This window comes from Hyunsoonleella aquatilis (genome assembly GCF_014270105.1).
Classification (GTDB): Bacteria; Bacteroidota; Bacteroidia; order Flavobacteriales; family Flavobacteriaceae; genus Jejuia; species Jejuia aquatilis.
This window is the reverse complement of sequence record NZ_JACNMF010000003.1, coordinates 560,985-586,431: the sequence shown is the minus strand read 5'-3', so window position 1 is coordinate 586,431 and position 25,447 is coordinate 560,985. Positions and strand designations below refer to the sequence as shown.

The following is a 25,447-nucleotide window of genomic DNA, read 5'->3' as shown; positions in this document are numbered from 1 at the left end:
ACTTAATGGAATTTGATTATTATCACAGCCTTTTTTGGCTTTAATTGATAATGGATTTATGTTGACAAAAACTAGAATATATTTATCATCACCTCACATGGGAGGACGAGAACGCGATTTTGTTGCTGAGGCTTTCAGTACAAATTGGATAGCGCCCTTGGGGCCAAATGTTGATGGGTTTGAAAATGACCTGAATGGTTATTTAGGGGGTGATAAGCATGTAGCTGCCTTAAGCTCTGGAACGGCTTCAATACATTTGGCTTTAGAACTGCTTGATGTCTATAAAGGTGATGAGGTACTGTGTCAGAGTTTTACATTTTCAGCTTCGGCAAATCCGATTATATATCAAGGAGCCACTCCTGTTTTTATTGATAGTGAGCCTGATACCTGGAATATGTCTCCAGAACTTTTGGAAATAGCTATAAAGGATAGAATTGAGAAATATAAAAAGCCGAAGGCGATAATTGCGGTACATTTATATGGAATGCCTTACAAAGCAAATGAAATTAATGCAATTGCCGAAAAATATGATATTCCAGTAGTTGAAGATAGTGCAGAAGCACTGGGTAGTAAATATTTTAACCGCCCATGTAGTACCTTGGGAACCTTAGGCATCTTGTCTTTCAACGGTAATAAAATAATTACAACTTCCGGTGGAGGTGCATTAATTGCCTCTAGCGAAGCTCATAAAAAGCGAGCCATTCACCTGTCAACTCAGGCAAGAGATAATGCGCCGCACTACGAACATTCTACAATAGGCTTTAATTATAGGCTGAGCAATGTTTTGGCTGGTATTGGTCGCGGACAGATGCTAGTATTGGATGAAAGAGTAGAGGCCAGAAGAAAGAATTTCGAATTTTATAAGGAAAGATTGTCGGGTCATGGCAGTATAGAGTTTTTGGAAGAGCCTAACGGCCTATTCTGCAATCGCTGGATTACCTGCATTCTTACCAAATCTTATGAAACACGAGAAAGGATACGTCTTGAGTTATTGAAAGATGATATAGAATCTCGACCACTATGGAAGCCAATGCATATCCAGCCTGTATTCAAGGATAGTTTGCATTTTAGCAATGGCATTTCCGAAGATTTATTTGAAAGAGGTCTTTGCCTGCCAAGTGGTTCAAATTTAACAATTAATGAATTAGAAAGAATCGTAAATATTATTTTAAAGACCCCCAACTTATGATAAAGAACTACTTTACTTATTATTCCCAGAAATATGCCTCTAAATGGCTTGTTTTTGGTATTGATTTATCCATTGTATTATTAACGTTTGTTCTTGCGTACTACGTGAGGTTTAATTTTACATTTGGTTTTGACTTAAGCCAACTGAAAATACAAATGCCGTTGTTGCTCATAATTGCGTCGTTTAGTTTTCTAGTGGTAGGGTCCTTTAAAAGTGTTATCCGACATACTGGATTTACGGATGTAATGAATGTGTTCAAGTCGGTGGTGCTTATGTCCATTATATCAATACTTTTTGTATTGGTTAACAGAGTTACCGGTCTTTTAGGTAGTTTTACAATCCCGCTTTCCATTATAGTGGTACATGCATTATTTAGTTTTGTAACATTATCTGGGTGCCGATTGCTTTTCAAACTAGCTTACAAACAGTTGAAAGTGCAACTATTATCTTCAAGAAACATAATTATATATGGAGCAGGAGACTCAGGCATCTTAACCTACAATGCCTTATTGAACAATACAAGCGTAAGCTATAATGTTATTTGCTTTGTGGATGATAATGAGAAAAAACAGGGTAAGCTTATTAATGGGACGCCTATTTATACCCTAGATAAGTTGAGCCATGACTTCGTAAATACTAACGGTATTGAGGAGATAATAATAGCTTCGCAGAGCATAGACTCCAGACGACTGATTTCTTTGGTTGACAACTTCATGAATTTTGATATAGAAATTAAGAAAGTTCCTCCTTTTGAGACTTGGATAGATGGCGAGCTTAATGCAAACCAGATTAAGCAATTTGAAATTGAGGATCTTTTAGGAAGAGCACCAATTGAGATTGACAATCCAAATCTTCTAAATGAGTTTAATGGAGAAGTTATTGTTGTTACTGGTGCAGCAGGTTCTATAGGAAGCGAATTGGTGAAGCAATTAGCAAATTTCCAAGCGCGCAAACTGATATTAATAGATCAGGCAGAATCCGCACTTTACGACTTGCAGCAAGAACTTATAAGAAACGGCAAAAATAATTTTGTGGCCATTGTAGCAGATATCAGGGACGGCGTTAGAATTGATAGCATATTTCAGATGTACAGACCATCCATGGTTTTTCATGCTGCGGCATACAAACACGTGCCCTTAATGGAGAAGTCTCCATATGAAGCTATAAAAATTAACGTAAATGGGACGAAGTTATTGGCTGATACTGCTTCTAGATATAACATAAAAAAGTTTGTTTTTGTTTCAACCGATAAGGCCGTTAACCCAACTAGTGTGATGGGAGCTACCAAACGAATGGCAGAAATGTATATAAGCTGTTTGCAGAAAGAAAGCAAGACCAAGTTTATTACAACACGATTTGGAAACGTTTTGGGGTCTAATGGTTCAGTAATTCCTTTGTTTAAAAAACAAATAGAAAAAGGTGGCCCTTTAACATTGACGCATAAGGAAATTACAAGATATTTCATGACAATCCCCGAAGCCTCTCGTCTGGTTTTAGAGGCTGGTACTATGGGTAAAGGTGGTGAGATTTTTATATTCGATATGGGAGAGTCAGTTAAAATTTATGACTTGGCAAAAAATATGATTAAGCTTTCCGGGTTAAGATATCCTGAAGATATTGATATTGAAATCACTGGATTGCGTCCAGGAGAAAAGCTTTATGAAGAGTTGTTGGCAAACGGAGAAAATACACTCTCTACTTACCATAAAAAGATTATGATAAGTAAAACGAGAGAGCTGGAGCATAATAAGGTTAAATCCGAAATAGAAGAACTTTGTATCACTAATCGTTTTCAGAGCAACAATATCGTTATGAAAATGAAAAGCTTGATCCCAGAGTACAAATCGAACAACTCGGAATATGAGAAATTCGATACAAGAGTTAAAATTTATAAAAAAGCTAAAGGAATTTTAGATACCAATTCAGAAAATCAAGTAGAATATAAATCTATATGATTTTAAGCATATTATGACTACATTTGAAGTTTGAATGTAGTCATAATTATGTTTTTGAATCCTTAAGCTTGCCCCAAATTGAATAATAATGAGTGAATTTTTAAGATTTCGACGAATAGTTGTTTATGTTTCTTTATTAGCGTTATTCGTCACCACTTCATGTAGTTCTAGAAAGAAAGTAGTTTACTTTCAAAACGCAAAAGATTTTGAAACCGTAGTTAATACCGATACATTTACCCCAAGGCTTAAGGTAAATGACATCGTAACTATTTATGTGTCTACTTTTGATCTCGAGGCCGCAAAACCCTTTAATTTGGTCAAAAGCCAAACCACTTCAGCACTCGAACTTGTTGATTATATTATTGATATAGAAGGCAATATTGATTATCCAGTACTTGGTAAGGTAAAACTTCTTGGATTAACAGTGGAAGAAGCCAAAGAATTGTTCAAGAAAAAGTTGGAGGATTACCTTAAAGACCCAATTGTTAATATTAGAATTTTAAACTTTAGAATATCGGTTTTAGGATCGGTAAACAAACCAGGTATTTACGAAGTATCAGGAGAACGGATTACTCTTTTGGAGGCTGTTGCCCTTGCAGGGGACTTGAATATAAAAGCTAAAAGAGATAATGTTATGGTAATCAGGGATTTTAACGGCACCAAAACCTATACTAGAGTAAATTTATTGAACAAGGAGTTGTTCAATTCTCCAGTATATTATTTGACCCAAAATGATATTGTTTATGTTGAGTATAACAGATCAGGTTCATCGGCCTCGGTTCTTGACGGCAGAATTAGTGTTATTCTGGGAGTCGCCTCTATTATAATACCTTCATCAATCATACTACTAACCAGAAATTAGATTTTTAAATGGAAAAAGGGGTTAAAAAGCATAATCAAGATGTTGCTAATTCAAAAGTAGACTTTGATTTAAAAAAACTGGTTTCAAAGTACACCAAGCATTGGAAGTGGTTTGCACTTAGTTGCATCTTTTTCTTGGTACTGGCCTATTTTCACCTTCGCTATGCTGAACCAGAATTTAACGCTTATGCCAAAATAATGCTGGTTCACAATAAGGGAAATATTAACCCTGCCCAAAACTTACTTCAAGATTTAGGCCAAAACACATCAGAAATGGTAGCGATTGAAGATGAGATAGAAGTGCTGAAATCTAGAAAATTGATGACTGGCGTTGTAGAAAAATTAGACCTTAACATTCGCGTCTATGCTAAGGGCAGGTTACACGACACACAGTATTTTCCTAATGACAGGGCTCCTATTACTATTAATTTTATAGAAACCGATTCGGTAATCAGAAAATCAAATTTTGTTTTTAGTTTGATTATTAAAACAGAAACTACTTTTGATTTTATTTACCATCCAGTTGGGGCTGAAGAACCATTGGTGCAGACCAAATCCTTTGGTAATAATATTTCTTCTCCTGTTGGTGATATCGTCCTTACCCCCAACTTTAAAAACCTTTCTTACATCAAGGACCGGCTTATTTATGTTAGAATTACACCGGTGAAAATGTTGGCAGAACAGTATAAAAACAGTATTCTTATTTCACCGGCTGGAGAGTTTTCTAATGTGATTAATTTATCCTTGGACGATACTTCTGCCGATAGGGCGAAGGCTATAATTGACACTTTAATTGAGGAATACAATGATTTGTCCGTTCAGGAAAAGAGTAATATTTCTAACAATACAGCGGAATTTATTGACAAGAGAATTAACTTGATTGCTACTGATCTTTCAAAAGTTGATGATGAAATTGAACGATTTAAAACCGGTAATAAGTTAACAGATATTACATCTGAAGCACAAATATATCTGGATAATAATGCGCTAACAGAACAGGAACTGGCCAAGGCTCGAACGCAGTACAGTACCGTTAATTTTATGAAGGAGCAGGTAAATGATGATAGTTTCCAACGTATTCCGACTAATCTTGGACTTGAAGATGGAGCCATAAATTCATTGGCTTCTAAGTATAACGAATTATTGGATCAGAGGCAGAAGCTATTGCAAAGTTCTAACGAAAAAAACCCAATTATTGTCAACCTAGACGAACAAATCAAGAATATAAAAGACAATTTACGTCAAACTTTGAATAATTCCTCTAGCGCTGTTGATTTGAGAATTAGGAGTTTGCAAAACCAAACATCAAAGTTTAGTCAAAAAATATATGCTTTGCCTGGGCAAGTTAGAAAGTCTAGGGATATAGAAAGAGAACAGAGTATTAAGGAGTCTCTATATCTTTATCTTCTCCAAAAAAGGGAAGAGGCCACTATTTCTTTGATTTCAGCAGCTCCGAACGCCAAGATTGTCGACCAAGCACATTCTGATGGAACTCAGGTTTCTCCGAAGGTCCCCATGGTTTATGCAGCGGCAATAATGCTCGGACTGTGTATACCCTTCGCCTTTTTCTATGTGAAAGATCTTATGGATAATAAAATCCACAACAAAGAAGATTTAGAGAAAGTGATCAACAATATTCCTGTTTTGGGAGAAATCCCTAGGATTTCTGGAAGTGATAAAGATTTAATCCAGCGTAATGATCGCTCCATTTTATCCGAATCTTTCAGGATTATTCGGACCAATCTAGACTATGTAAGAAAACGTGATGATGCTAAGCCCTATAGTAATGTCGTATTTGTTACTTCAACTATTAATGGCGAGGGAAAATCGTTTTTTAGTTTGAACATGGCACTTACAGTGGCCAATACAGGAAAAAGGGTTTTACTGATTGGTGCTGATATTAGGAAACCTAAGACTCAAACTATATTAAAAGGTCAGAAATCTAAAGCCTCGGATATAGGCCTGACTGAATTTCTTGCAGATAAATCTGTAACTATTGGAGATGTTACCAATACGCACGAAGTTAACAGTATTAGTTTGGATTTATTAGTTTCTGGAAAAGTACCACCAAACCCAGCTGAATTATTGATGAGTGATAGGATGAAACAATTGTTTGACAAAGTTTCAAACGACTATGATTATATTATCGTTGACACTGCACCCTCAATGTTGGTGACAGATACTTTATTGTTTAGTCAATATGCAGGTTATACTATTTACATGACCAGAGCTGGTTATACTGAAAAAGAAGTACTGAATTTTGCTAAAGAATTACATGCCGATAAGAAACTAAATGGTATGATGCTCGTGGTTAACGATGTAAATCAGTCTAATTTTGGATATGGTGCGAAATATGGATACTATGGCGCTCCAAAAAAGAAAGGATTGTTTAGATGGAAGAAAGCATCAGCATAACTCTACTATAAAAATAAAACCTTAATCCTCTGATATTTATTATATTAAGAGGATTTTTTATTTAACTTTTATAATATTCAAAAGCATTGGTGATAAGTTGTTCCTCGACCCTGCAATCTATTTTGGTGGTACCGATATCTTCAAGAAGCACAAAATTGATGTTCCCATGTGAGTTCTTCTTATCGTATTTTAGCAGATCAATTATCGGAGCGTAATCATTGGCTTCGATATTTACCACACCATAATACTTGATAAAGATTGATTTTATTAACGCTAACTTATCCTGAGGGAACCCAAGAATTTTGGACGAAATATAAGTTTCTAAGATCATCCCGATGGCTATGGCTTCTCCATGTAATAAATCAGATTTGTTAGGATTGCTCAAAAAATAGGATTCTATCGCGTGACCAAGAGTGTGGCCAAAATTCAGTGTTTTCCGGAGTCCACTCTCAAAGGGGTCTTCGTCCACAACAGCCTTTTTAATGAGCACGGATTCATAAATCAAACTGTCTAAATCTTTAAGTGTCAATTTAGATAAGTCATTGAATTTATTCCAGTAGGATTCGCTAGTTATTAAGCCATGTTTTAGCATTTCTGCCATTCCAGAACGCATTTGGTCGGAAGGCAAAGTGTTTAAATACTGGGTGTCTATCAATACTATATCGGGCGTGCTAATTACTCCTATTTGATTTTTTAGGGTGCCCAGATCTACTCCTGTTTTGCCACCAACCGATGCATCAACCATGGCCAGCAAAGAGGTTGGGACATTAACGTATGCGATACCCCTTTTAAATGTTGAGGCCACGAAACCTCCCAAATCTGTTACTACGCCACCGCCAATATTTATCATCAGACTTTTTCGATCACCATCCAATTCGGAAAGGGTATCCCAAACCCCAACGCAAGTATCTATGGTTTTATGTATTTCCCCGGCTTCAATTTCAATGATTTCAATTGGTATTTCGGTATCCAAATTAGATAAAAATAAAGGCAGACAGTGCTTATGGGTATTACTGTCAACAAGGACAAAAATCTTAGAAAAATTGTGGCTTTTAATGTGATCGTTCAAGGAAGGGTAACACTTGTCATTAAAGTGAATAATACCGTTATTGGCCGTAATGGAATCCATATAGGTTCGATAGATTGATTTGGCTGCGAAATTAAGGAGTTTTTAACTAAAATGGTAGTTTAGCAATAATTATCTTTGTTGGAAATAATTTGAAATGACGAACAGAAATACGTTTGACAATACCGCTATAGCATTTGAGCTGAAGAACGATTCTGAATTGGAACGTGCCTATTTTTTATTCAAAATGATATCGGTTGAACCTCTAGTTAGAATCGGTACGGCGGCTACAAATTTTGCCTTAAAAGCTAATTTGCCCATTGAAGGTCTGATTCGCTCTACAGTATTTGATCATTTTTGTGGAGGCGTAAACGAGGAGGATTGCTTACCTGTAATCGATAAGATGTTTGAAAAAGGCGTGTGTTCCGTTTTGGACTACTCGGTTGAAGGTAAGGAAAGCGAGAAGGAGTTTGATAATGCTCTAGACACAGTATTAAAAATTATTGATTTTGCAACTGAAATTGATGCCATTCCTATTGCAGTGTTCAAACCATCTGGTTTTGGAAGGTTTAAGCTCTTTGAAAAGGTGAATCAAGGGCTGGCCCTTAATGATATTGAAAAACAGGAATGGCAAAAAGTTGAAGACAGGTTTGATCAAGTTTGCAGGAAAGCCAAGGATAGTGATGTTGCGGTTTTGGTGGATGCCGAAGAAAGCTGGTATCAGGATGCTGCGGATGGCTTGGTAACCAGAATGATGCAAAAATATAATATCGAAAAGCCAATTGTGTATAATACACTTCAGATGTATAGACACGACCGAATGGATTTCATGAAGCATCAGCATGATTTGTCCAAATCCGGGAATTATTATTTGGGATTCAAATTGGTCCGCGGAGCTTACATGGAAAAAGAGAACGAAAGGGCAGAGGATAGGGATTACATATCCCCAATATGCCCTAATAAACAGGCAACGGATGAAAATTTCAATGATGCTTTGCGCTATATGATAGATAATTTGGATTGCATGTCGATATTTGCCGGTACTCATAATGAAGAGAGTACTTATTTATTAATGGATTTAATGCAAGAAAAAGGTATTTCAAATAACGACCCAAGAGTTTGGTTTGGACAGCTCTATGGCATGAGTGATCACATTAGCTATAATTTGGCACATTTGGGTTATAATGTTGCAAAGTATATGCCATTTGGGCCTGTTAAGGACGTTATGCCATACTTGACACGAAGGGCGGAGGAGAACACATCAGTAGCAGGCCAAACGGGACGGGAACTAACCCTGCTTAAGAAGGAAAGGCAAAGAAGAAAACTTGCCTAAAATTGACATAGTGTGCTCAAAATAACCTTTATTTTTTGGGCTTCCATAAAAGGGGAAACAGCTTCCAGTTTATTAAGATCAAAAAGGGTTTTAGTTTTTGCTTTTTTATTTAGAATAAGATAGATTTCTTCAGTTTTGCTGGGAATAAGGACTTCATTTTCTGATATCATTTCTTCTACTAGTTTCTCTCCCTCTTGTAGTTGTGTGATTGATATGCCTGGTGAAATATTGCATTTATGGATAGAATTATAATTATCAATTAACAATTTAGCCAAGTCTAAAATTTTAATTGGCTTTCCCATATCAAAGGACACTTTGATATTCTCGGAAGTTTCAAACATCGAAGTCTGCAAAATGAAATCGCAGGCCTTGTCCTTATCGATAAACAATCTCGAAATATTTGAATCCGTCAGGCTTAAGTCTTCTCCTTGTTCAAGTTGTTTTATAAACAAAGGCACCACTGAGCCATTAGATCCAAAAATATTTCCAAAACGGGCTGTAATAAATACAGTGTTATTGGTGTCTACCAGATTAGTTAAATAGTTTTCGGCAATATTCTTGGTCATGCCCATGACTCCCATTGGATTAACCGCTTTGTCGGTTGAGATGAAAATAAATTTTCTCGCATTATACTGGACGGCCAATGTTGCCAAATAAATTGTGGCGTTAATATTTACTTTAACCGCTTCGTAGGGATGTAGCTCCATTAAAGAGACATGTTTGTAGGCGGCTGCATGAAAAATTAGGGTAGGCCTGTATGTTTCAAACAGTGCCTTCATGGCCTTTTTGTCACTTATATCGCCTAAAATAAATTTAATCGAGTGGTGTTGCTTTAAACTAAATTCCTTTTCAAGGTAGTAAAGGGGTGTTTCAGCATTGTCCAAAAGGATAAGTTTTTTGTACTTAGAATTCACCAAGCTTTGTACTAAACCACTTCCAATGGAGCCTGCTGCACCAGTGACCAAAATAGTTTCTTTTGAAAAGTCATAGGATGGATAGCTTTTTTTGGGCTTTGTTCCAAGTAAAAGATCGGAATTATCCAGTAGTTTTTGAATTTGGAGTAAAGAAGCTTTATCCATTATTGAACGATCAGAATTTATAATGCGCTATGAAAAGTATGGACTTTGCAGTGGTATTCCAAATTTACTTTGTAATGACCCGTATAATTGTCAATAAAATCAATTTCAAATCCAAGAAAAAGTTTCGATTTTTGATATACAGCTTATTATATTTCAACTTGTCAGGGATAATGGTATTGATAAAATATGCTTCTGGGTTTTCAGCTTTTTTCAAAAGCTCGACCTCATTGCGATATTTCAATGATGCTAGGCCAGTTATGCCCGGGCGCACCTTAAAAATTTCCAGATCTTCATCCTTGTAATAATTGACATAGTGCCTTAGTTCAGGTCTTGGGCCAACAAAGCTCATGTCGCCTTTGATAATGTTCAAAAGCTGTGGGAATTCGTCAATTTTATATCGCCTAAGAAAATAGCCCACTTTGGTTACCCGTGAGTCGTTGTTTCCAATAGTAAGCAATCCTTTTTTATCGGACTGTGTCCGCATGGTTCGGAATTTGTAGATTTTAAAATCTTTATTTCCTTTTCCGACCCGTCCCTGAACAAAAAGTACCGGTCCGGGAGAATCCAGTTTAATTAAAAGTGCAATCAATATCAGAATAGGGAAGAGTAACACTAAGCCTATGAAAGCAAAAGTAAAATCAAAACCGCGCTTAATCATTGGACTTGGATAAGGCTATAATTTTCACGTTGTTTTCACAATTTTCGACAGATAGTTCTACATTTTCTTCGTTTATCTTGCCTTCTACAATATAAATACCGCATGGTTCGCGACGGGTATCGCTTTTGGAAAAATCTACTTTTCCAGTTTTCAATAATTCCTTTACTAAAGGCGTATCAATTTCAATAGTTGAGTTTTCTATTTGAAATTTCAAAGGCTTTGAATTTATATTTTTCAAAACTCTGGCTTCTGGTCCATAAGCGCACGATGTTTTTTTGCCACTGAAGAAAAACGCCAAAACAATTAAACCAATAGAAAAACCACCTAGGTAATACCCGATTCTTTGTATTAATCTCATTTAAAGGATTTTGCAAATTAGTGGAGGCTATTCTAAAAAATCAGCAGGTTGACATCACTATACTTTAAATCAAACCACTCTCCAACAGATTTGCTTGTTAAAATACCGTGGTAAAAGTACAATCCATTTTTTAAACCTTTATCAAATCTTAAGGAATTTTCTATGCCGCCATCTTCCGCAATTTTCATCAAATACGGCGTAAAAATATTACTAATGGAAACCGAAGCGGTTCTGGAATACCTAGCGGGAATATTGGGAACGCAATAATGGATTACTCCATGTTTAACAAATGTTGGTTGCTTAAGGGAAGTGACTTCACTAGTTTCAAAACATCCTCCCATGTCGATACTAACATCAATTATAACTGCACCTTTCTTCATGTGGTGCACCATGGCTTCAGAGACAACTACTGGAGCACGATTGACGCCCCGAACGGCTCCAATGATAACATCGCAACGTTTTAGAGCCTTTACCAAGTTTTTAGGTTGAATGGTGGAGGTAAACAAAGGCCTGCCCACACTTTTTTGAATTCGCCTTAATTTAGTAATAGAATTGTCAAACACTTTAATCCCCGCACCCAAACCAATTGCGCTTCGAGCAGCATATTCACCCACGGTTCCTGCACCAAGAATTACAACTTCGATAGGAGGGACACCACTGATATTTCCTAACATCAATCCCGTACTGTATTTATCATTAGATAGCAATTCCGCGGCAATTAACACAGAAGCCGTTCCTGCAATTTCGCTTAATGAGCGCACGGCCGGATAAGTGCCGTCCTCGTCTTTGATAAATTCGAAGGCCAGTGCGGTAATTCGCTTTGACGCCAATGCCTCAAAGTATTTTTTGGACTGCGTTTTTAGTTGAAGCGCTGAAATCAGGATAGCTTGAGGATTCAATAATTTTATCTGCTCTAAACTTGGCGGTTCAACCTTCAACACCATCGGACAGGAAAACACCTTAGCCGTATCATTTGAAATTTCGGCTCCAGCTTCACTATAATCCTTATCACTAAATCTGGCCCCTTTACCAGCTCCCGATTCCATTAATACTCTGTGCCCATTGCTTACAAGGGCAGAGACAGCATCTGGTGTTAAACAAATCCGGTTTTCCTGATAGGAAGTCTCTTTGGGAACGCCAATAAATAGTCGTTTCTTGTGCTTTAAAATCTCAAGGGTTTCTTCCTGGGGTAACAATTGTTGCTTGGTAAAGGGCGACAAGGATTTTGACATAGATGGTAAGTTTATTAAGTTTGAAATTACAACTATTTTTTCGGTTTTAAAATGTAGGCTACGATTTTTATTTTGGGGGCGTACCCAAAGAATCAAAAATTTGTAGGCAAAATCTTTTAATTAGATGTGGTCTGACCTCATACTTCTTTAGATTTATTGTTCTAATTTTGTATTTAGAAGACCGTTCATGTTGCTAAAATATATTCTCTTATTTTTTCTCTTCTTTTCACTATCGTTTTACGCTCAAAACTTTACCCTAATTGGTGCCATAAATGACGAGAGCAATATGCCTGTAGCGTTTGCCAATGTGGTATTAAAACCTCAAAAAGCTAACGGTTCGGTATTAGGTACTATTACCGATGACGGCGGAGGTTTTTCCTTTGAAAATTTAGAGAGTGGTCTTTATGCTGTTGAAATAAGTTATCTCGGTTTTGAGACCTATACCAAAGAAGTAAACCTTACGCTGAGTACAAATCTTGGCGTGATAATTTTAAAACAAAAGGCCGAAAGCCTTGATGGAGTTACCGTAACAGCTAAAAGACCAACCGTGAATCGGCTAGTAGATAGATTGGTTTTTAACGTTGAAAACTCCACACTTTCTAACAACAATGCTCTTGATGTTTTAAAGCATACTCCTGGGGTTATTGTCCAAAATGGCAGTATTTCTGTTAAGAACACAACACCAATTGTTTATATTAATGATAGGCGAGTACATCTTTCCATTGAGGAAGTCCAACAGCTTTTGGAAGCCACTCCGGCCAATAATATCAAGCAAATTGAAGTTATCACCAATCCTCCTGCTAAATACGAGGCAGAGGGTGGAGCCGTTCTAAATATTGCCACTAGCAAGAATCTTATTGCGGGCTATAATGGTAGTATTTTCGGTAATTATAAACAGGGACCACAATTTCCAAAATACAGCTTTGGAACCAGCCATTTTTTCAAGGCCAAAAAATTAAGTGCGTATTTGAATTACAATATTAGCCCTCGAAAGGACTATCATCAGAACAGGGAGCTCATCAACTTTTTTGAAAACAATAGCATTACTTCAAACTGGGATACGGACTACAAGAGGACTCGGGAATCTGCAAACCAAAATATCAATGCAAATGTTGACTATAATTTTGATGATTACAATAGTTTGAACTTTTCTGCTAATACCCTTATAGTTCCTCGCGAAAATTCCAAAACGGGCATAAATTCGTTGACCGAAATTTTTAATGTCAATAAGCAATTGGATTCCACCTTTCAAACCTTTAACAATTCCGTTTTAGAAACATTTAATCTGGCCTTCTCATTGGGTTATACCCATAAATTTAAAAGGGAAGGTGAGCAAATCTCGGTTGACCTCCATCATACCAACTATGATTTTTCTGAATTCCAAGATGTGAACACGGGCTATTTTCTGCCCAATGCCAGCAGTTCATTTAGGGACAATAAATTCCAAACTTTTACTAGCCAGGATATTGAATTGATGACAGGCCAAATTGATTACACCTTGCCAATATCGGGTTCTGCTCTCTTTGAATCTGGAATAAAAGCTTCTTTCATTAATTCAGACAATATCTTGAACCAGTTTATTTTTGAAAACGGTGATAGGATGGAAGACCAGCAAAATTCGGATATATTTCTATACGATGAAGCAAATTATGCAGGCTATGTAAGCTTTGAAAAAGAGTGGGGCAAATGGAGCTTAAAATCTGGTTTAAGGCTGGAGATAACAGATATTGAGAGTCAATCGCAATCCACTAATGCCTCAAACAAGAATAGTTACTCCAATTTATTTCCCTCGCTATATATTCTACATAGAATGGATAATGAAGATCAAGTTTATTTCAGTTATAACCGTCGTATTTTTAGACCCAGGTATAGGCGTTTGAATCCTTTTCGATATTTTTTGAATGACAATAAATTTGTTACTGGAGACCCAAATTTACAGCCGGAAATAGATGATAATTTTATTTTGGGCTATACGATCAAGAACACCTATACCATTGAGCTGTACTATCGCTATGAAAGAGACCCTACCCTAGAAATTACCTTTCAAGACAATGACGAAAGGCTGATTAAGCAAACATATACGAATATTGACAATAATATTTCCTATGGCTTGGATTTTACAACTTATAAACAAATCGCAAAGGGTTGGAGTCTTTACGTATTGTCCTCTCTGTTCTATTTTGAAAATAATTTTTTCGCCTTAGAAAGCAATAATGAATTGTTGAAAAATGAGCAGTGGTCCCTATATGCCCGTATGGTAAACTATTTGAATTTTTTAAAAGATAATAGCTTGAACGCCGAAATATCTTTGGATTATATTTCCAAGGTAGTCTACGGCCCGACTAATGTAAGCGAAAGATTGGGTTTTGATATCAATTTGAATAAAACATTCTGGAATAACAGGGCGTCATTAAGTATCGGAGTTCAAGATATATTCAATACTAGAAACTTTACTAACACCACGAGGTATTTAGATCAGGACGTTTTTGTAGACTCAAGAATGGAGAATAGACTTTTTACCGTAGGTTTCAATTATAAGTTTGGAAACTTCAGGCTTAAAGAGTCGAAAAAGGATATCGAAGTTAAGGAAAGGGACAGACTCGAATTTCAATAATTCTTAAAAGTACTGCTTAACTTTATCCCAAAAGTTTTTAGGGCTCATTTTTAACTCGTCTTCTAATTCTTGCATAGACTTTTCGGCTTCATTGATTTTATTGAATATCCTGGCTCTGATCAAGTAAATGGATGGTATTACTATTGCCATTACAGGTATCATATAGATCAATTCAAACTCATCCAGATAAACCTGCTCTGCATTAAAAAGATTGAAAACTTGATATAAGTACATGGCAATGGGCACCAATAAAGTGTGGTACCACCAATGTCTATTGGTGAAGAACCAGATAAATAAAAGTAATAATGGAATTAGTTTTCCAGTAAGTACCCACATTGCTGCATTGGCATTAGCATATAGGTTACTGTGATATGTAAATAAAAAAGTGTTCCAAACTTTTGTGTCAGGAACACTTTCGTGCAAATAAAATAAATAAGGTGTAACAGCTATTATGGTAGCTATTATACTCCCTACAATCAGGTTTTTTTTACCTGGCTGGTGGAGGAGCGATGATTCTTTTGTCGATTTTAACGGTCTGTCCATCTTGGATTGTCGCTGTAGCAGCTTGCGCTGTAAACAACATTCCTCCGAAAATTGCTAATGCAATTACATACTTTTTAGTTTTCATTTTAAAGGGATTTAATTAATTAATTATATCCCAAAAGTAGATAAACAATAGGGCTAAGCTTTTAGATAAATGTTAAAATTATGTTAAAAACATTGTTTTTTCATTTTTCTGCTGTGGCTTTCCCGTAATCCATGTTCAATCGAAGGTAAAACTGTTGCTTGGTGCAGGTTTGGCTACATATTTAATAGGTTAATGTTCATTATTCTAAGCTCAAAATTCTAACATCTTTTGCATCTACATCAAGATATATTTTGTTAAAATTTTCTGGTAAAATGGGTTCTATCAACTCAGGCCATTCAATCAGAATCCAATGATTTGAAAACAAATAATCTTCAATGCCAAAATTATAAGCTTCCTCCAAATCATTTATCCGATATAAATCAAAATGATAAATAAGACCGTTGTCAGCTTCATACTCATTAACTATTGAGAACGTTGGGCTACTAGCCTCATTCGTGCTACCTAAAGCTTTTGTTAAGCTTTTTACCAAGGTTGTTTTTCCAGTACCCATGGTGCCGTATAGCAGTACAATTTTCGAGGACAATTGCTCGAGTAACTTCAGCGCAACATCGTCAACTTCATGTAACTCATACGTAATTTTCAAATCAACTCAATAATTTAGTGCAATTATAAGGATATAATTTTAAAAAAACTAATAAAAAGTGCATTTCGTCGATGTTTTGTGTATTACGTGGAGTTATTTTGGTATAAAAACGGTAAAAGGAATAATCATTTCCTCTAATGAAACTCCGCCGTGTTGATAAGTATTGCGGTAATAGCTAACGTAATGATTGTAGTTGTTTGGATAGGCAAAAAACAGGTCTCCCTTTGCAAAAATAAAGGAACTGCTCATGGTTATAGCCGGAAGATGAATTCGTTTTGGATCCTTGGCTAGGAGTACGTCCTTGTCTTCATAGGTTAGACTTCTGCCTGTTTTGTAACGTAGATTCAAACTAGTATCTCTGTCACCAATAACTTTAGATGGATTCTTCACGTTTATAGTACCATGATCCGTGGTCAAAATCAATTTGAAACCAAGGTGGTGTGCTTGTTGGATCATCTCCAAAAGCGGGGAATTTTTAAACCAGCTTAAAGTTAGCGAACGGTAAGCTTTGTCATTGGATGCGAGTTCTTTTACAACTTCCATTTCAGTTTTGGAATGTGACAGCATATCAACAAAGTTGTAAACTACTACGGACAAATCGTTGCTTTTCAAGGATTTGAAATTCTCGACTAGTTTCTTTCCAGTTTTCAAGTTGGTGATTTTATGATATCCGAACGTTAAATGGTTTAGGCCCAAACGTTTCATCTGTGCTTCTAAAAACTCTGCTTCGTAAAGATTTTTGCCTCCTTCGTCGGTGTCGTTTTTCCAGTATTTTGGATACAATTTTTCCATTTCACTTGGCATCAACCCAGAGAAAATGGCATTTCGGGCATATTGGGTAGCCGTGGGCAGAATGCTAAAAAAGGCTTCTTCCTGTTCTTTTTTGTAATAATTATTGATGATTGGCTCAAAAACTTTCCATTGGTCATAACGCAAGTTATCAACAACTACCAGCAACGTGGGCTGTTCCTTACTCAATTCAGGGACTATTTTTTCCTTAAAAAGGGTATGACTCATCACAGGCGCATTCGCCCCTTGATCAAACCATCCCGAATACCTTTTATCAATAAATTTTCCAAATTGGATGTTGGCCTCTGTCTTTTGGGATTCCAAAATCTCGAACATACCGGCGTCTTCGATATCTTCCAGTTGTATTTCCCAATAAATTAGCTTTTGATATAGGTTTACCCAATCTTCATAGGAATTTACCATCGCCAAATCCATCGCAATCTTCCTAAATTCCTGCTGATAATTTGATGTGGTTTTCTCAGAAACCAATCTTGAATGATCCAAATTCTTTTTAAGACTTAATAAAATCTGATTGGGATTAACGGGCTTAATCAGGTAATCGGCAATTTTGTTTCCAATGGCCTCTTCCATGATATATTCCTCTTCACTTTTGGTGATCATTACCACGGGAAGACTGTCCTTTTTTTCCTTGATTTCGTTAAGGGTTTCCAAACCTGTCAGCCCGGGCATGTTTTCATCCAGAAATACTATGTCAAAATTATTATCCTCAATAATATCGATGGCCTCGGTACCGCTATTACAGGTAGTTACCTGATAATTCTTTTTCTCAAGAAAAAGGATATGTGGCTTCAGCATGTCTATTTCATCGTCAACCCAAAGTATGTTTATCATAATGTATTCAATTTTGAAGGGAATGTCCGCAGTGTGGACTTCTAATAATTATATTTGTAAAAATTTAAAGAAAATTCAAAGTTTGAACAAACTTAAAATCTTAAACGACCCAATTTACGGATTTATTACAATTCCAAATTCGTTAATTTTCGATCTTATTCAGCATAAATACTTTCAGCGTTTGAGAAGAATAACCCAAATGGGGATGTCTTATTTGGTCTACCCTGGTGCACACCATACGCGCTTTCATCATGCTATAGGTTGTGTGCATTTAATGCAGAATGCCGTTAATGTACTTCGTTATAAAGGAGTTACAATTTCGAAAGCAGAGGAAGAGGCATTGTATTCGGCCATTTTGTTACATGACATTGGGCATGGACCATTTTCGCATGCGATGGAGCACAGCATCGTTAATGGAGTGTCGCATGAACAGATTTCACTACTTTTTATGGAGCGGTTAAATGAAGAATTTAACGGAAGTTTAACGCTTGCCATCCAAATTTTTAAAGGTGAATACGAAAGGCCATTTTTATGCCAGCTAATATCAAGTCAATTGGATATTGACAGGGCGGATTATTTGAAGCGGGATAGTTTTTACACCGGTGTGGCAGAAGGTAATGTGAATAGTGAGCGCCTGATTACCATGCTTAATGTAAAGAATGAAGAGTTGGTGGTTGAAGAAAAAGGGATTTACAGCGTTGAAAAGTTCATCATTGCTAGGCGGTTTATGTATTGGCAAGTGTATTTGCACAAAACCGGCTTGGTGGCCGAGCAATTGCTGATAAGAGTTTTGCAAAGAGCCAAGGAATTGACCAAATCTGGTGCGATGTTATCGGGGAGCGAACCATTATTGTTCTTTTTGAAAAACGATATTTCCATTGATGATTTTGAACCTAATACATTAGGTGTTTTCAGTGAGCTAGATGATTATGACATTATATCAGCAATGAAAATATGGAAAAACCACGACGATTTTGTTTTGAGCAATTTGTGTAAAATGATTATCGATCGCGAGCTGTTAAAAGTGAAAATAAAATCTAAAATTATCAAAGAGAAAAGTTTAGAGAAACACAGGGAGGAGTTGAAATCTAAGCATAATATTAGCGATACCGAAGCTGATTATTTTGTGTTCTCTGGCAGTGTGTTCAATCAGGCATATCAGATTAAAAAACAGAATATTAACATTCTTTATAAATCGGGAAAAACTGAAGACATTGCCAAAGCATCTGATCATTTAAATCTAAAGGCACTTTCAAAGCCAGTAACAAAATATTACATCTGCTATCCAAAATGATTCTGAAGCTAACAAAACTTGGTCAAAACAATGCCGATTATTCAATAGCCGACTTTAGCACTTTTTTCCTATTTTTGCTGAAATTAAGTAAAAACTAGACTAAGGCAAACTTTTGTGAAGTTCACAGCACAGCAAATAGCAGAGATTTTAGAGGGAGATGTTGTTGGCGATTCTAATGTTAAGGTTTCAAAACTTTCAAAAATAGAGGAAGGCGTTGAAGAATCCCTTACGTTTCTCGCAAATCCAAAATACACACCGTATATATATAGTACTAAGGCATCCATTACGATTGTTAACAAATCATTTGAACCCGAGGACGCACTGTCCACAACCCTTATAAAGGTAGACGATGCTTACAAATCCTTTTCAAAATTATTAGAGTATTACAACCAGGTAAAGCTAAATAAACTAGGGGTAGAGGAACCGTCTTTTATTGCAGAATCTTCCAGCTATGGCGATAACGTTTACATAGGTGCCTTTTCATACGTAGGCGAAAATGTGATCATAGGGGACAATGTCAAGATATTCCCAAATGCATTCATTGGAGACAATGTAAAAATAGGGGATAACACCGTAGTTTTTGCGGGTTCCAAAATCTACTCCGAATGTGTGATTGGGAAGTATTGCGTGATTAATTCTGGTGCTATCATAGGTGCGGACGGTTTTGGGTTCACGCCCAATGAAAAAGGCGAATACAAAAAAGTCCCGCAAACGGGTAATGTAATTCTAGAAGATTTTGTTGATATAGGTGCTGCCACTACTATTGATAGGGCAACGTTGGGCTCTACAATTATTCGCAGGGGCGTTAAATTGGATAATCAAATCCAAATTGCACACAATGTTGAAATTGGCAAGAACACAGTGATTGCCGCGCAAACAGGTATTGCCGGCTCAACCAAAATTGGTGAAAATTGCCAGATAGGAGGGCAGGTAGGCATTGTAGGGCACATAACCATAGGTAACAATGTACGCATACAAGCGCAATCTGGAATTGGAAGGAATGTTAAGGACAATGAGGTGCTTCAAGGTTCGCCGGCATTGGCTTATGCGGATTACAACAAATCCTATGTACATTTTAAGAACTTACCGAAGATTGTTAATCAAATTAATGATATAGAAAAAAATAATGGCAATAGTTAATACTGAGGATAAACAAAAAACCATAAAAAAAGAGGTGTCCTTAACCGGTGTGGGATTGCATACCGGAAAAAAAGTAACACTTACTTTTAAGCCTGCGGAACCCAATTTTGGTTTGGCATTTAAGCGCGTGGATTTAGAAGGCTCACCTGTAATTGAGGCTGATGCCAACTACGTTACCAACACGCAACGTGGGACTTGTCTTGAAAAAAACGGTGTTAAAATCCAAACCTCGGAGCATGTTTTGGCAGCATTAGTTGGACTTGATATTGATAATGTTGTAATCGAACTTAATGCTTCCGAACCGCCAATAATGGATGGTTCTTCAAAGTTTTTCGTTGAAGCTTTGGAAGAGGCCGAAGTTGTTGAACTGGACGCTTCTAGGGAGGTATTTGAAGTTACCGATGTTATTTCTTATACAGATGAAGAAAGCGGTAGCGAAATTTTGGTAATGCCTTCTAAAGAGTACCAAATTACTACCATGGTAGATTTTGGAACCAAAGTTTTGGGTACCCAAAACGCTACATTAAATCAGGTTTCGGACTTCAAGAAAGATATAGCTAATTCCAGAACTTTTAGTTTTTTACATGAGATTGAAATGCTCTTGGAGCATGGTCTAATAAAAGGAGGGGACTTGAACAATGCTATTGTCTACGTGGACAAACCGCTCTCTCCTGAAACTATGGAAAAACTAAGAGTTGCCTTCAATAAAGATAATATAGCAATTAAACCAAATGGAATTTTGGATAACTTGACTTTGCATCATCCCAACGAAGCGGCTAGGCATAAACTTCTGGATGTCCTTGGGGACCTTGCATTGGTGGGTACTAGAATTAAAGGAAAAGTTATTGCGAACAAGCCGGGCCATTTTGTAAATACCCAGTTTGCGAAAAAACTATCCAAGATAATTAAGAACGACAGGCGCAACAACGTGCCAAATGTTGATTTGAATCAAGAACCTTTAATGGACGTTACCCAAATAATGAAAATGTTGCCGCACAGACAGCCATTTTTATTGTTGGACAAAGTTTATGAATTGACCGATCAATATGTCGTCGGCATGAAAAATGTCACCATGAATGAAGAGTTTTTCCGAGGGCATTTTCCTGGAGCCCCCGTCATGCCAGGTGTTTTGATTGTTGAGGCGATGGCTCAAACTGGTGGGATTTTAGTTTTAAGCACTGTGCCTGACCCTGAAAATTACTTGACGTTTTTTATGAAAATGGACAACGTAAAATTCAAAAGAAAAGTTAGTCCGGGAGACACCTTGATATTCAAGTGTTCGCTGATAACACCTATACGCAGGGGTATTTGCCACATGCAGGGATATGCCTATGCCAATGGCATGTTGGCCGCCGAAGCAGAATTGATGGCCCAGATTTCAAAAGTAAAATAAGAAAATTATAAGATGAATCAACCTTTAGCATACGTTCACCCCGGAGCGAAAATTGCCAAAAATGTGGTAATTGAACCTTTTGCAACCATAAATAATAATGTAGTTATTGGAGAGGGAACGTGGATAGGGAGTAATGTAACCATCATGGAAGGTGCCAGGATTGGCAAGAATTGCAATATCTTTCCTGGTTCCGTTATTTCGGCGGTACCGCAGGACCTTAAGTACAACGATGAGGAAACCACTGTTGAAATTGGAGATAATGTTACCATACGCGAGTGTGTTACAATAAATAGAGGGACGGCTGATAGAATGAAAACAGTAATAGGTAATAATTGCCTCATCATGGCATATTGCCATGTTGCCCACGATTGTATTGTTGGGAACAACTGTATTTTCTCGAATAACAGCACCTTAGCCGGGCACATAACAGTAGGAGACTATGTGGTATTGGCCGGTATGACTGCGGTTCATCAATTTGTTTCAGTGGGCAATCATGCTTTCGTAACAGGGGGTTCTCTTGTTAGAAAAGATGTGCCGCCCTTTGTAAAAGCTGCGCGAGAACCTCTGTCTTATGTGGGTATTAATTCCGTTGGATTAAGAAGAAGGGGCTTCTCTACAGAAAAAATTAGGGAAATTCAGGACATCTATAGGATACTTTATCAAAAATCATATAACAACTCTCAGGCTGCTGATATTATTGAGGCCGAAATGCAAGCCACTCCCGAGCGAGATGAAATACTTCAATTTATCAAGAATTCGCATAGAGGAATTATGAAGGGCTATTTTAAATCAAATTAATTCATATGGTTACAACGAGTGACATCAGAAATGGACTATGTATAAGATATAACAACGATATTTATAAAATCGTTGAGTTTTTGCACGTGAAGCCAGGTAAAGGACCTGCTTTTGTAAGAACAAAATTAAAAAGTGTGACCAACGGAAAAGTTATTGATAACACCTTTTCAGCTGGGCATAAGTTGGACGACGTTCGTGTAGAAACCCATAAATTTCAATATTTATATAATGACAGTGAGTGGTATCACTTTATGAACGAAGCGGACTATACGCAAATTAGATTATTGGAGGCTGCCTTAGATAACCCTGGACTCATGAAAGAAGGGGAAGTTGTTACGGTCTTAATCAATACGGAGGACAATATGCCTCTTTCTGTTGAAATGCCGGCGAGTGTTATTTTGGAAGTTACGCACACCGAACCAGGTGTAAAAGGAAATACAGCTACGAACGCTACAAAACCGGCTACTGTTGAAACTGGTGCTACGGTAAATGTACCTTTATTCATTAACGAAGGTGACAAAATAAAGGTTGAAACTGAAAAAGGGACTTATAAAGAACGAATTAAAGAATAATTTTCATTGAAATTTCCACAAGCTCAAACCCTAAAAAATATTGCACAATTAATTGATTGCAAGTATGTCGGAGATGCTGATTTTCCTGTTTTAGGGATGAACGAAATTCATGTTGTGGAACCGGGAGATATCGTTTTTGTGGATCATCCCAAATACTACGACAAGGCGCTTCAGTCTGATGCAACTATTGTTTTAATTAATAAAGAAGTAGAATGTCCGGAGGGGAAGACACTTTTAATAAGTGATGACCCTTTTAGGGATTTCAATAAGTTGTCTAATCATTTTAGACCATTTCAGCCTTCAAATGCTTCAATTTCTGATTCGGCGATTATTGGGGAGGGAACGGTAATTCAACCAAATTCATTTATCGGAAATAATGTTACTGTTGGTAAAAACTGCGTCATCCATTCCAATGTCAGTATTTATGACGATGCGATAATCGGTGATAACGTAACCATCCATGCAGGAACTGTTCTGGGAGCCAATGCGTTTTATTACAAAAAGAGACCAGAGGGCTTTGATAGGCTTTTATCCTGCGGAAGGGTTGTTATTGAAAATAATGTTGATATCGGTGCATCATGCACCATTGACAAGGGCGTTACAGGAGATACAATTATAAAGGAAGGCACTAAAATTGACAATTTGGTTCAAATTGGTCATGATACTGTTATTGGAGAGAAATGTTTGATCGCCTCTCAAGTTGGGATAGCCGGCTGTGTTGTTATTGAAGATGAAGTTACTGTTTGGGGGCAAGTCGGGATTACAAGTGGTATTACCATAGGTAAAAGAGCCATAATCTCGGCCAAAGCCGGGGTCAGTAAATCTCTTGAAGGCGGCAAGGGGTATTTTGGAATTCCAGCGGATGATTTCCGTTCAAAATACAAGGAAATTGCTTCTATCAAAAAAATCCCTGAAATTCTTGAAATCCTAAAAAAACAAGAGAATAAGTAGTTTATTTTTCAAGCAAAATCAATTACATTTGCTAGAGTTTTTAATAATCAGAAAAAATCTTCTATGAGCGTTTTAGTAAACAAAGATTCAAAAATAATTGTACAAGGCTTTACCGGTAGTGAAGGTACGTTTCACGCCAGTCAAATGATAGAGTATGGTACCAATGTAGTTGGTGGTGTTACCCCAGGTAAAGGAGGACAAACCCATTTGGATAAGCCTGTTTTTAATACAGTTAAAGAGGCTGTTGAAAAAGTTGGTGCCGATACTACCATTATTTTTGTACCACCTGCTTTTGCGGCCGACGCTATTATGGAAGCGGCCGATGCCGGTATCAAAGTTATTATTACAATTACCGAAGGGATTCCAGTTGCAGATATGATTACTGCTTCAAACTATATTAAAGGAAAGGATTGTCGTTTAATTGGCCCTAACTGTCCAGGCGTAATTACCCCTGAAGAAGCCAAAGTAGGCATCATGCCAGGCTTTGTGTTTAAAAAAGGAAAGGTTGGAATTGTTTCAAAATCAGGAACATTAACATATGAAGCGGCTGACCAAGTTGTAAAACAAGGTTTAGGAATTACAACAGCTATAGGAATTGGAGGTGACCCAATTATCGGAACCACGACCAAGGAGGCTGTTGAACTTTTAATTAACGACCCCGAAACCGAAGCAGTCGTGATGATAGGTGAAATTGGTGGACAGTTGGAAGCAGATGCAGCAAACTGGTATAAAGCTAGTGGTAGTAAAAAACCAATTGTAGGTTTTATTGCTGGAGAAACGGCTCCTGCTGGACGAACCATGGGGCATGCTGGGGCAATTGTAGGCGGAAGTGATGACACGGCTCAAGCCAAAAAGAAAATCATGAGAGCTTCTGGTATCCATGTAGTGGATTCACCTGCCGAAATTGGCAAAAAAGTTGCTGAAGTACTCGGCTAAATAGATATTTTAAAATTTTTGAATCCGTTAATCTTTTTAAGGTTAACGGATTTTTTTTGTTCTTTTCTCAAAAAGGAGGTAACAAAATAGGACTTGGGTGTATATAAGGGTGTAACAATCAAAACCTAAAGTCATGAAAACTATAAAAGTATTTCTAACGGCCCTAGTCATCACAATATCACTAAGCAGTTGTTCTAAAGACGACGATGGTATGCCACCTGTTCAGGCCGACCCACAATATCCCATGAAAACATTATTGGAAAATGGTATTATGGATCTTAAAAACACGAAAGTTAACTGGGTAAATACCTACGAACTGGGTTATGAATTTAAGGCCTTCAAAAATGGAAAAATCACCGCTCTTGGTGTACGTATCCCTGATAACGGAGAATTTAGAGTGACTCTATGGAATTCAGATACTGAAGAAATTTTGGTAACACAAAATATTACTTCTACATCTGGTTTAATGTCTTTTGAAGATATAGCGCACGTGCAAATTACCTCCGGAACCCGATATTTCATTGCCGTAAACACCAATAGCTATTATCAATTTAACGATTCCGGGAATATTGTCTTTCCGGCAGAATCGGATGATATTATGGTTCTGGCGTACAAAGGTAGTTTGGGTAACGCACAAGTTTTGCCTCCAAACGATATTAAAACAGCGTATGCCGGAATTGTGGATATAAAATTTGTACCCAATAATTAATCTTAGATCATTTCGAAATAA

The 25,447-nt window shown here is 37.0% G+C and carries 22 protein-coding genes; 14 read left to right on the top strand and 8 right to left on the bottom strand.

Annotated elements, in window-relative coordinates; all coding sequences use genetic code 11:
* The first annotated feature begins 58 nt into the window (after positions 1-58).
* From H7U19_RS11200 to H7U19_RS11185, 4 genes are all read left to right on the top strand, one after another.
* Entirely contained in the window at positions 59-1,189 is a 1,131-nt protein-coding gene (locus H7U19_RS11200) for a DegT/DnrJ/EryC1/StrS family aminotransferase (RefSeq protein WP_186562355.1), read from the top strand.
* Positions 1,186-3,144, top strand: coding sequence for a polysaccharide biosynthesis protein (locus tag H7U19_RS11195; RefSeq protein WP_186562353.1), 1,959 nt, complete (start codon positions 1,186-1,188; stop codon positions 3,142-3,144). The genes H7U19_RS11200 and H7U19_RS11195 overlap by 4 nt, the downstream gene beginning before the upstream one ends.
* An 88-nt stretch (positions 3,145-3,232) precedes the next feature.
* Positions 3,233-4,006, top strand: coding sequence for a polysaccharide biosynthesis/export family protein (locus tag H7U19_RS11190; RefSeq protein ID WP_186562351.1), 774 nt, complete (start codon positions 3,233-3,235; stop codon positions 4,004-4,006).
* 8 nt (positions 4,007-4,014) lie between these two features.
* A complete protein-coding gene (locus H7U19_RS11185; RefSeq protein ID WP_186562349.1) occupies positions 4,015-6,420 on the top strand; it encodes a GumC family protein in 2,406 nt (801 codons plus the stop codon).
* Positions 6,421-6,481: 61 nt separating this feature from the next.
* Here H7U19_RS11185 and aroB read toward each other — a convergent pair whose 3' ends face one another.
* Positions 6,482-7,549, bottom strand: coding sequence for a 3-dehydroquinate synthase (gene aroB / locus H7U19_RS11180; protein WP_186562347.1), 1,068 nt, complete (start codon positions 7,547-7,549; stop codon positions 6,482-6,484).
* A gap of 94 nt (positions 7,550-7,643) precedes the next feature.
* Between aroB and H7U19_RS11175 the strand changes: the two genes are divergently transcribed.
* Positions 7,644-8,819, top strand: a complete 1,176-nt coding sequence (locus tag H7U19_RS11175; RefSeq protein WP_186562345.1) for a proline dehydrogenase family protein — start codon at positions 7,644-7,646, stop codon at positions 8,817-8,819.
* On the opposite strand, the gene H7U19_RS11170 is transcribed toward H7U19_RS11175, so the two are convergent.
* The 4 genes from H7U19_RS11170 to H7U19_RS11155 form a co-directional block, all read right to left on the bottom strand.
* On the bottom strand, positions 8,816-9,898 hold the full coding sequence (locus H7U19_RS11170; protein ID WP_186562343.1) for an SDR family NAD(P)-dependent oxidoreductase: 1,083 nt from the start codon (positions 9,896-9,898) through the stop codon (positions 8,816-8,818). The genes H7U19_RS11175 and H7U19_RS11170 overlap by 4 nt on opposite strands.
* A 64-nt stretch (positions 9,899-9,962) precedes the next feature.
* The gene (locus H7U19_RS11165; protein WP_186562342.1) at positions 9,963-10,556 is read right to left on the bottom strand and encodes a sugar transferase; all 594 of its coding nucleotides are present in this window, start codon (positions 10,554-10,556) and stop codon (positions 9,963-9,965) included.
* Complete coding sequence (locus H7U19_RS11160; RefSeq protein ID WP_186562340.1) at positions 10,549-10,914, bottom strand: DUF4258 domain-containing protein; 366 nt, start codon at positions 10,912-10,914, stop codon at positions 10,549-10,551. The genes H7U19_RS11165 and H7U19_RS11160 overlap by 8 nt, the downstream gene beginning before the upstream one ends.
* A gap of 32 nt (positions 10,915-10,946) precedes the next feature.
* Entirely contained in the window at positions 10,947-12,146 is a 1,200-nt protein-coding gene (locus H7U19_RS11155; protein WP_186562338.1) for an alanine dehydrogenase, read from the bottom strand.
* Positions 12,147-12,333: 187 nt separating this feature from the next.
* Between H7U19_RS11155 and H7U19_RS11150 the strand changes: the two genes are divergently transcribed.
* Positions 12,334-14,760 (top strand): outer membrane beta-barrel protein, encoded by a 2,427-nt coding sequence (locus tag H7U19_RS11150; protein WP_186562336.1) that lies wholly within the window; start codon positions 12,334-12,336, stop codon positions 14,758-14,760.
* Between the two features lie 3 nt (positions 14,761-14,763).
* Here H7U19_RS11150 and H7U19_RS11145 read toward each other — a convergent pair whose 3' ends face one another.
* The 3 genes from H7U19_RS11145 to porX all read right to left on the bottom strand — a co-directional run bounded on the left by H7U19_RS11145 (position 14,764) and on the right by porX (position 17,633).
* Positions 14,764-15,303, bottom strand: coding sequence for a hypothetical protein (locus tag H7U19_RS11145; RefSeq protein WP_246454773.1), 540 nt, complete (start codon positions 15,301-15,303; stop codon positions 14,764-14,766).
* Between the two features lie 284 nt (positions 15,304-15,587).
* On the bottom strand, positions 15,588-15,992 hold the full coding sequence (gene tsaE, locus H7U19_RS11140; RefSeq protein WP_186562334.1) for a tRNA (adenosine(37)-N6)-threonylcarbamoyltransferase complex ATPase subunit type 1 TsaE: 405 nt from the start codon (positions 15,990-15,992) through the stop codon (positions 15,588-15,590).
* 93 nt (positions 15,993-16,085) lie between these two features.
* A complete protein-coding gene (gene porX, locus H7U19_RS11135) occupies positions 16,086-17,633 on the bottom strand; it encodes a T9SS response regulator signal transducer PorX (RefSeq protein WP_186562332.1) in 1,548 nt (515 codons plus the stop codon).
* Positions 17,634-17,706: 73 nt separating this feature from the next.
* On the opposite strand from porX, the gene H7U19_RS11130 reads away from it, so the two are divergent.
* The 8 genes from H7U19_RS11130 to H7U19_RS11095 all read left to right on the top strand — a co-directional run bounded on the left by H7U19_RS11130 (position 17,707) and on the right by H7U19_RS11095 (position 25,426).
* Positions 17,707-18,927, top strand: coding sequence for an HD domain-containing protein (locus H7U19_RS11130; RefSeq protein WP_186562635.1), 1,221 nt, complete (start codon positions 17,707-17,709; stop codon positions 18,925-18,927).
* 114 nt (positions 18,928-19,041) lie between these two features.
* Positions 19,042-20,067, top strand: a complete 1,026-nt coding sequence (gene lpxD, locus H7U19_RS11125; RefSeq protein WP_186562330.1) for a UDP-3-O-(3-hydroxymyristoyl)glucosamine N-acyltransferase — start codon at positions 19,042-19,044, stop codon at positions 20,065-20,067.
* Entirely contained in the window at positions 20,054-21,460 is a 1,407-nt protein-coding gene (locus H7U19_RS11120; protein WP_186562328.1) for a bifunctional UDP-3-O-[3-hydroxymyristoyl] N-acetylglucosamine deacetylase/3-hydroxyacyl-ACP dehydratase, read from the top strand. Before lpxD (H7U19_RS11125) ends, H7U19_RS11120 begins: the two co-directional genes overlap by 14 nt.
* A gap of 12 nt (positions 21,461-21,472) precedes the next feature.
* The gene (lpxA, locus tag H7U19_RS11115; RefSeq protein ID WP_186562326.1) at positions 21,473-22,258 is read left to right on the top strand and encodes an acyl-ACP--UDP-N-acetylglucosamine O-acyltransferase; all 786 of its coding nucleotides are present in this window, start codon (positions 21,473-21,475) and stop codon (positions 22,256-22,258) included.
* A 5-nt stretch (positions 22,259-22,263) separates the two neighbouring features.
* On the top strand, positions 22,264-22,830 hold the full coding sequence (gene efp / locus H7U19_RS11110; RefSeq protein ID WP_186562324.1) for an elongation factor P: 567 nt from the start codon (positions 22,264-22,266) through the stop codon (positions 22,828-22,830).
* Between the two features lie 6 nt (positions 22,831-22,836).
* Positions 22,837-23,781: a UDP-3-O-(3-hydroxymyristoyl)glucosamine N-acyltransferase gene (lpxD, locus tag H7U19_RS11105; RefSeq protein WP_186562322.1), complete on the top strand. Its 945-nt coding sequence runs from the start codon at positions 22,837-22,839 to the stop codon at positions 23,779-23,781.
* 63 nt (positions 23,782-23,844) lie between these two features.
* Complete coding sequence (sucD, locus tag H7U19_RS11100) at positions 23,845-24,717, top strand: succinate--CoA ligase subunit alpha (protein WP_186562320.1); 873 nt, start codon at positions 23,845-23,847, stop codon at positions 24,715-24,717.
* Between the two features lie 133 nt (positions 24,718-24,850).
* The gene (locus H7U19_RS11095; RefSeq protein ID WP_186562318.1) at positions 24,851-25,426 is read left to right on the top strand and encodes a DUF4082 domain-containing protein; all 576 of its coding nucleotides are present in this window, start codon (positions 24,851-24,853) and stop codon (positions 25,424-25,426) included.
* The last annotated feature ends 21 nt before the right edge of the window (positions 25,427-25,447 follow it).

What these genes read in the sequence shown, in the direction of transcription:
- H7U19_RS11155 (WP_186562338.1), bottom strand. Translation starts at nt 12,146, where the DNA reads ATGTCAAAATCCTTGTCGCCCTTTACCAAGCAACAATTGTTACCCCAG.
- H7U19_RS11195 (WP_186562353.1), top strand. Translation starts at nt 1,186, where the DNA reads ATGATAAAGAACTACTTTACTTATTATTCCCAGAAATATGCCTCTAAA.
- H7U19_RS11145 (WP_246454773.1), bottom strand. Translation starts at nt 15,303, where the DNA reads ATGGACAGACCGTTAAAATCGACAAAAGAATCATCGCTCCTCCACCAG.
- sucD (WP_186562320.1), top strand. Translation starts at nt 23,845, where the DNA reads ATGAGCGTTTTAGTAAACAAAGATTCAAAAATAATTGTACAAGGCTTT.
- H7U19_RS11150 (WP_186562336.1), top strand. Translation starts at nt 12,334, where the DNA reads ATGTTGCTAAAATATATTCTCTTATTTTTTCTCTTCTTTTCACTATCG.
- porX (WP_186562332.1), bottom strand. Translation starts at nt 17,633, where the DNA reads ATGATAAACATACTTTGGGTTGACGATGAAATAGACATGCTGAAGCCA.
- lpxA (WP_186562326.1), top strand. Translation starts at nt 21,473, where the DNA reads ATGAATCAACCTTTAGCATACGTTCACCCCGGAGCGAAAATTGCCAAA.
- H7U19_RS11190 (WP_186562351.1), top strand. Translation starts at nt 3,233, where the DNA reads ATGAGTGAATTTTTAAGATTTCGACGAATAGTTGTTTATGTTTCTTTA.
- H7U19_RS11170 (WP_186562343.1), bottom strand. Translation starts at nt 9,898, where the DNA reads ATGGATAAAGCTTCTTTACTCCAAATTCAAAAACTACTGGATAATTCC.
- H7U19_RS11185 (WP_186562349.1), top strand. Translation starts at nt 4,015, where the DNA reads ATGGAAAAAGGGGTTAAAAAGCATAATCAAGATGTTGCTAATTCAAAA.
- H7U19_RS11160 (WP_186562340.1), bottom strand. Translation starts at nt 10,914, where the DNA reads ATGAGATTAATACAAAGAATCGGGTATTACCTAGGTGGTTTTTCTATT.
- efp (WP_186562324.1), top strand. Translation starts at nt 22,264, where the DNA reads ATGGTTACAACGAGTGACATCAGAAATGGACTATGTATAAGATATAAC.
- H7U19_RS11175 (WP_186562345.1), top strand. Translation starts at nt 7,644, where the DNA reads ATGACGAACAGAAATACGTTTGACAATACCGCTATAGCATTTGAGCTG.
- H7U19_RS11095 (WP_186562318.1), top strand. Translation starts at nt 24,851, where the DNA reads ATGAAAACTATAAAAGTATTTCTAACGGCCCTAGTCATCACAATATCA.
- aroB (WP_186562347.1), bottom strand. Translation starts at nt 7,549, where the DNA reads ATGGATTCCATTACGGCCAATAACGGTATTATTCACTTTAATGACAAG.
- H7U19_RS11200 (WP_186562355.1), top strand. Translation starts at nt 59, where the DNA reads ATGTTGACAAAAACTAGAATATATTTATCATCACCTCACATGGGAGGA.
- H7U19_RS11165 (WP_186562342.1), bottom strand. Translation starts at nt 10,556, where the DNA reads ATGATTAAGCGCGGTTTTGATTTTACTTTTGCTTTCATAGGCTTAGTG.
- H7U19_RS11120 (WP_186562328.1), top strand. Translation starts at nt 20,054, where the DNA reads ATGGCAATAGTTAATACTGAGGATAAACAAAAAACCATAAAAAAAGAG.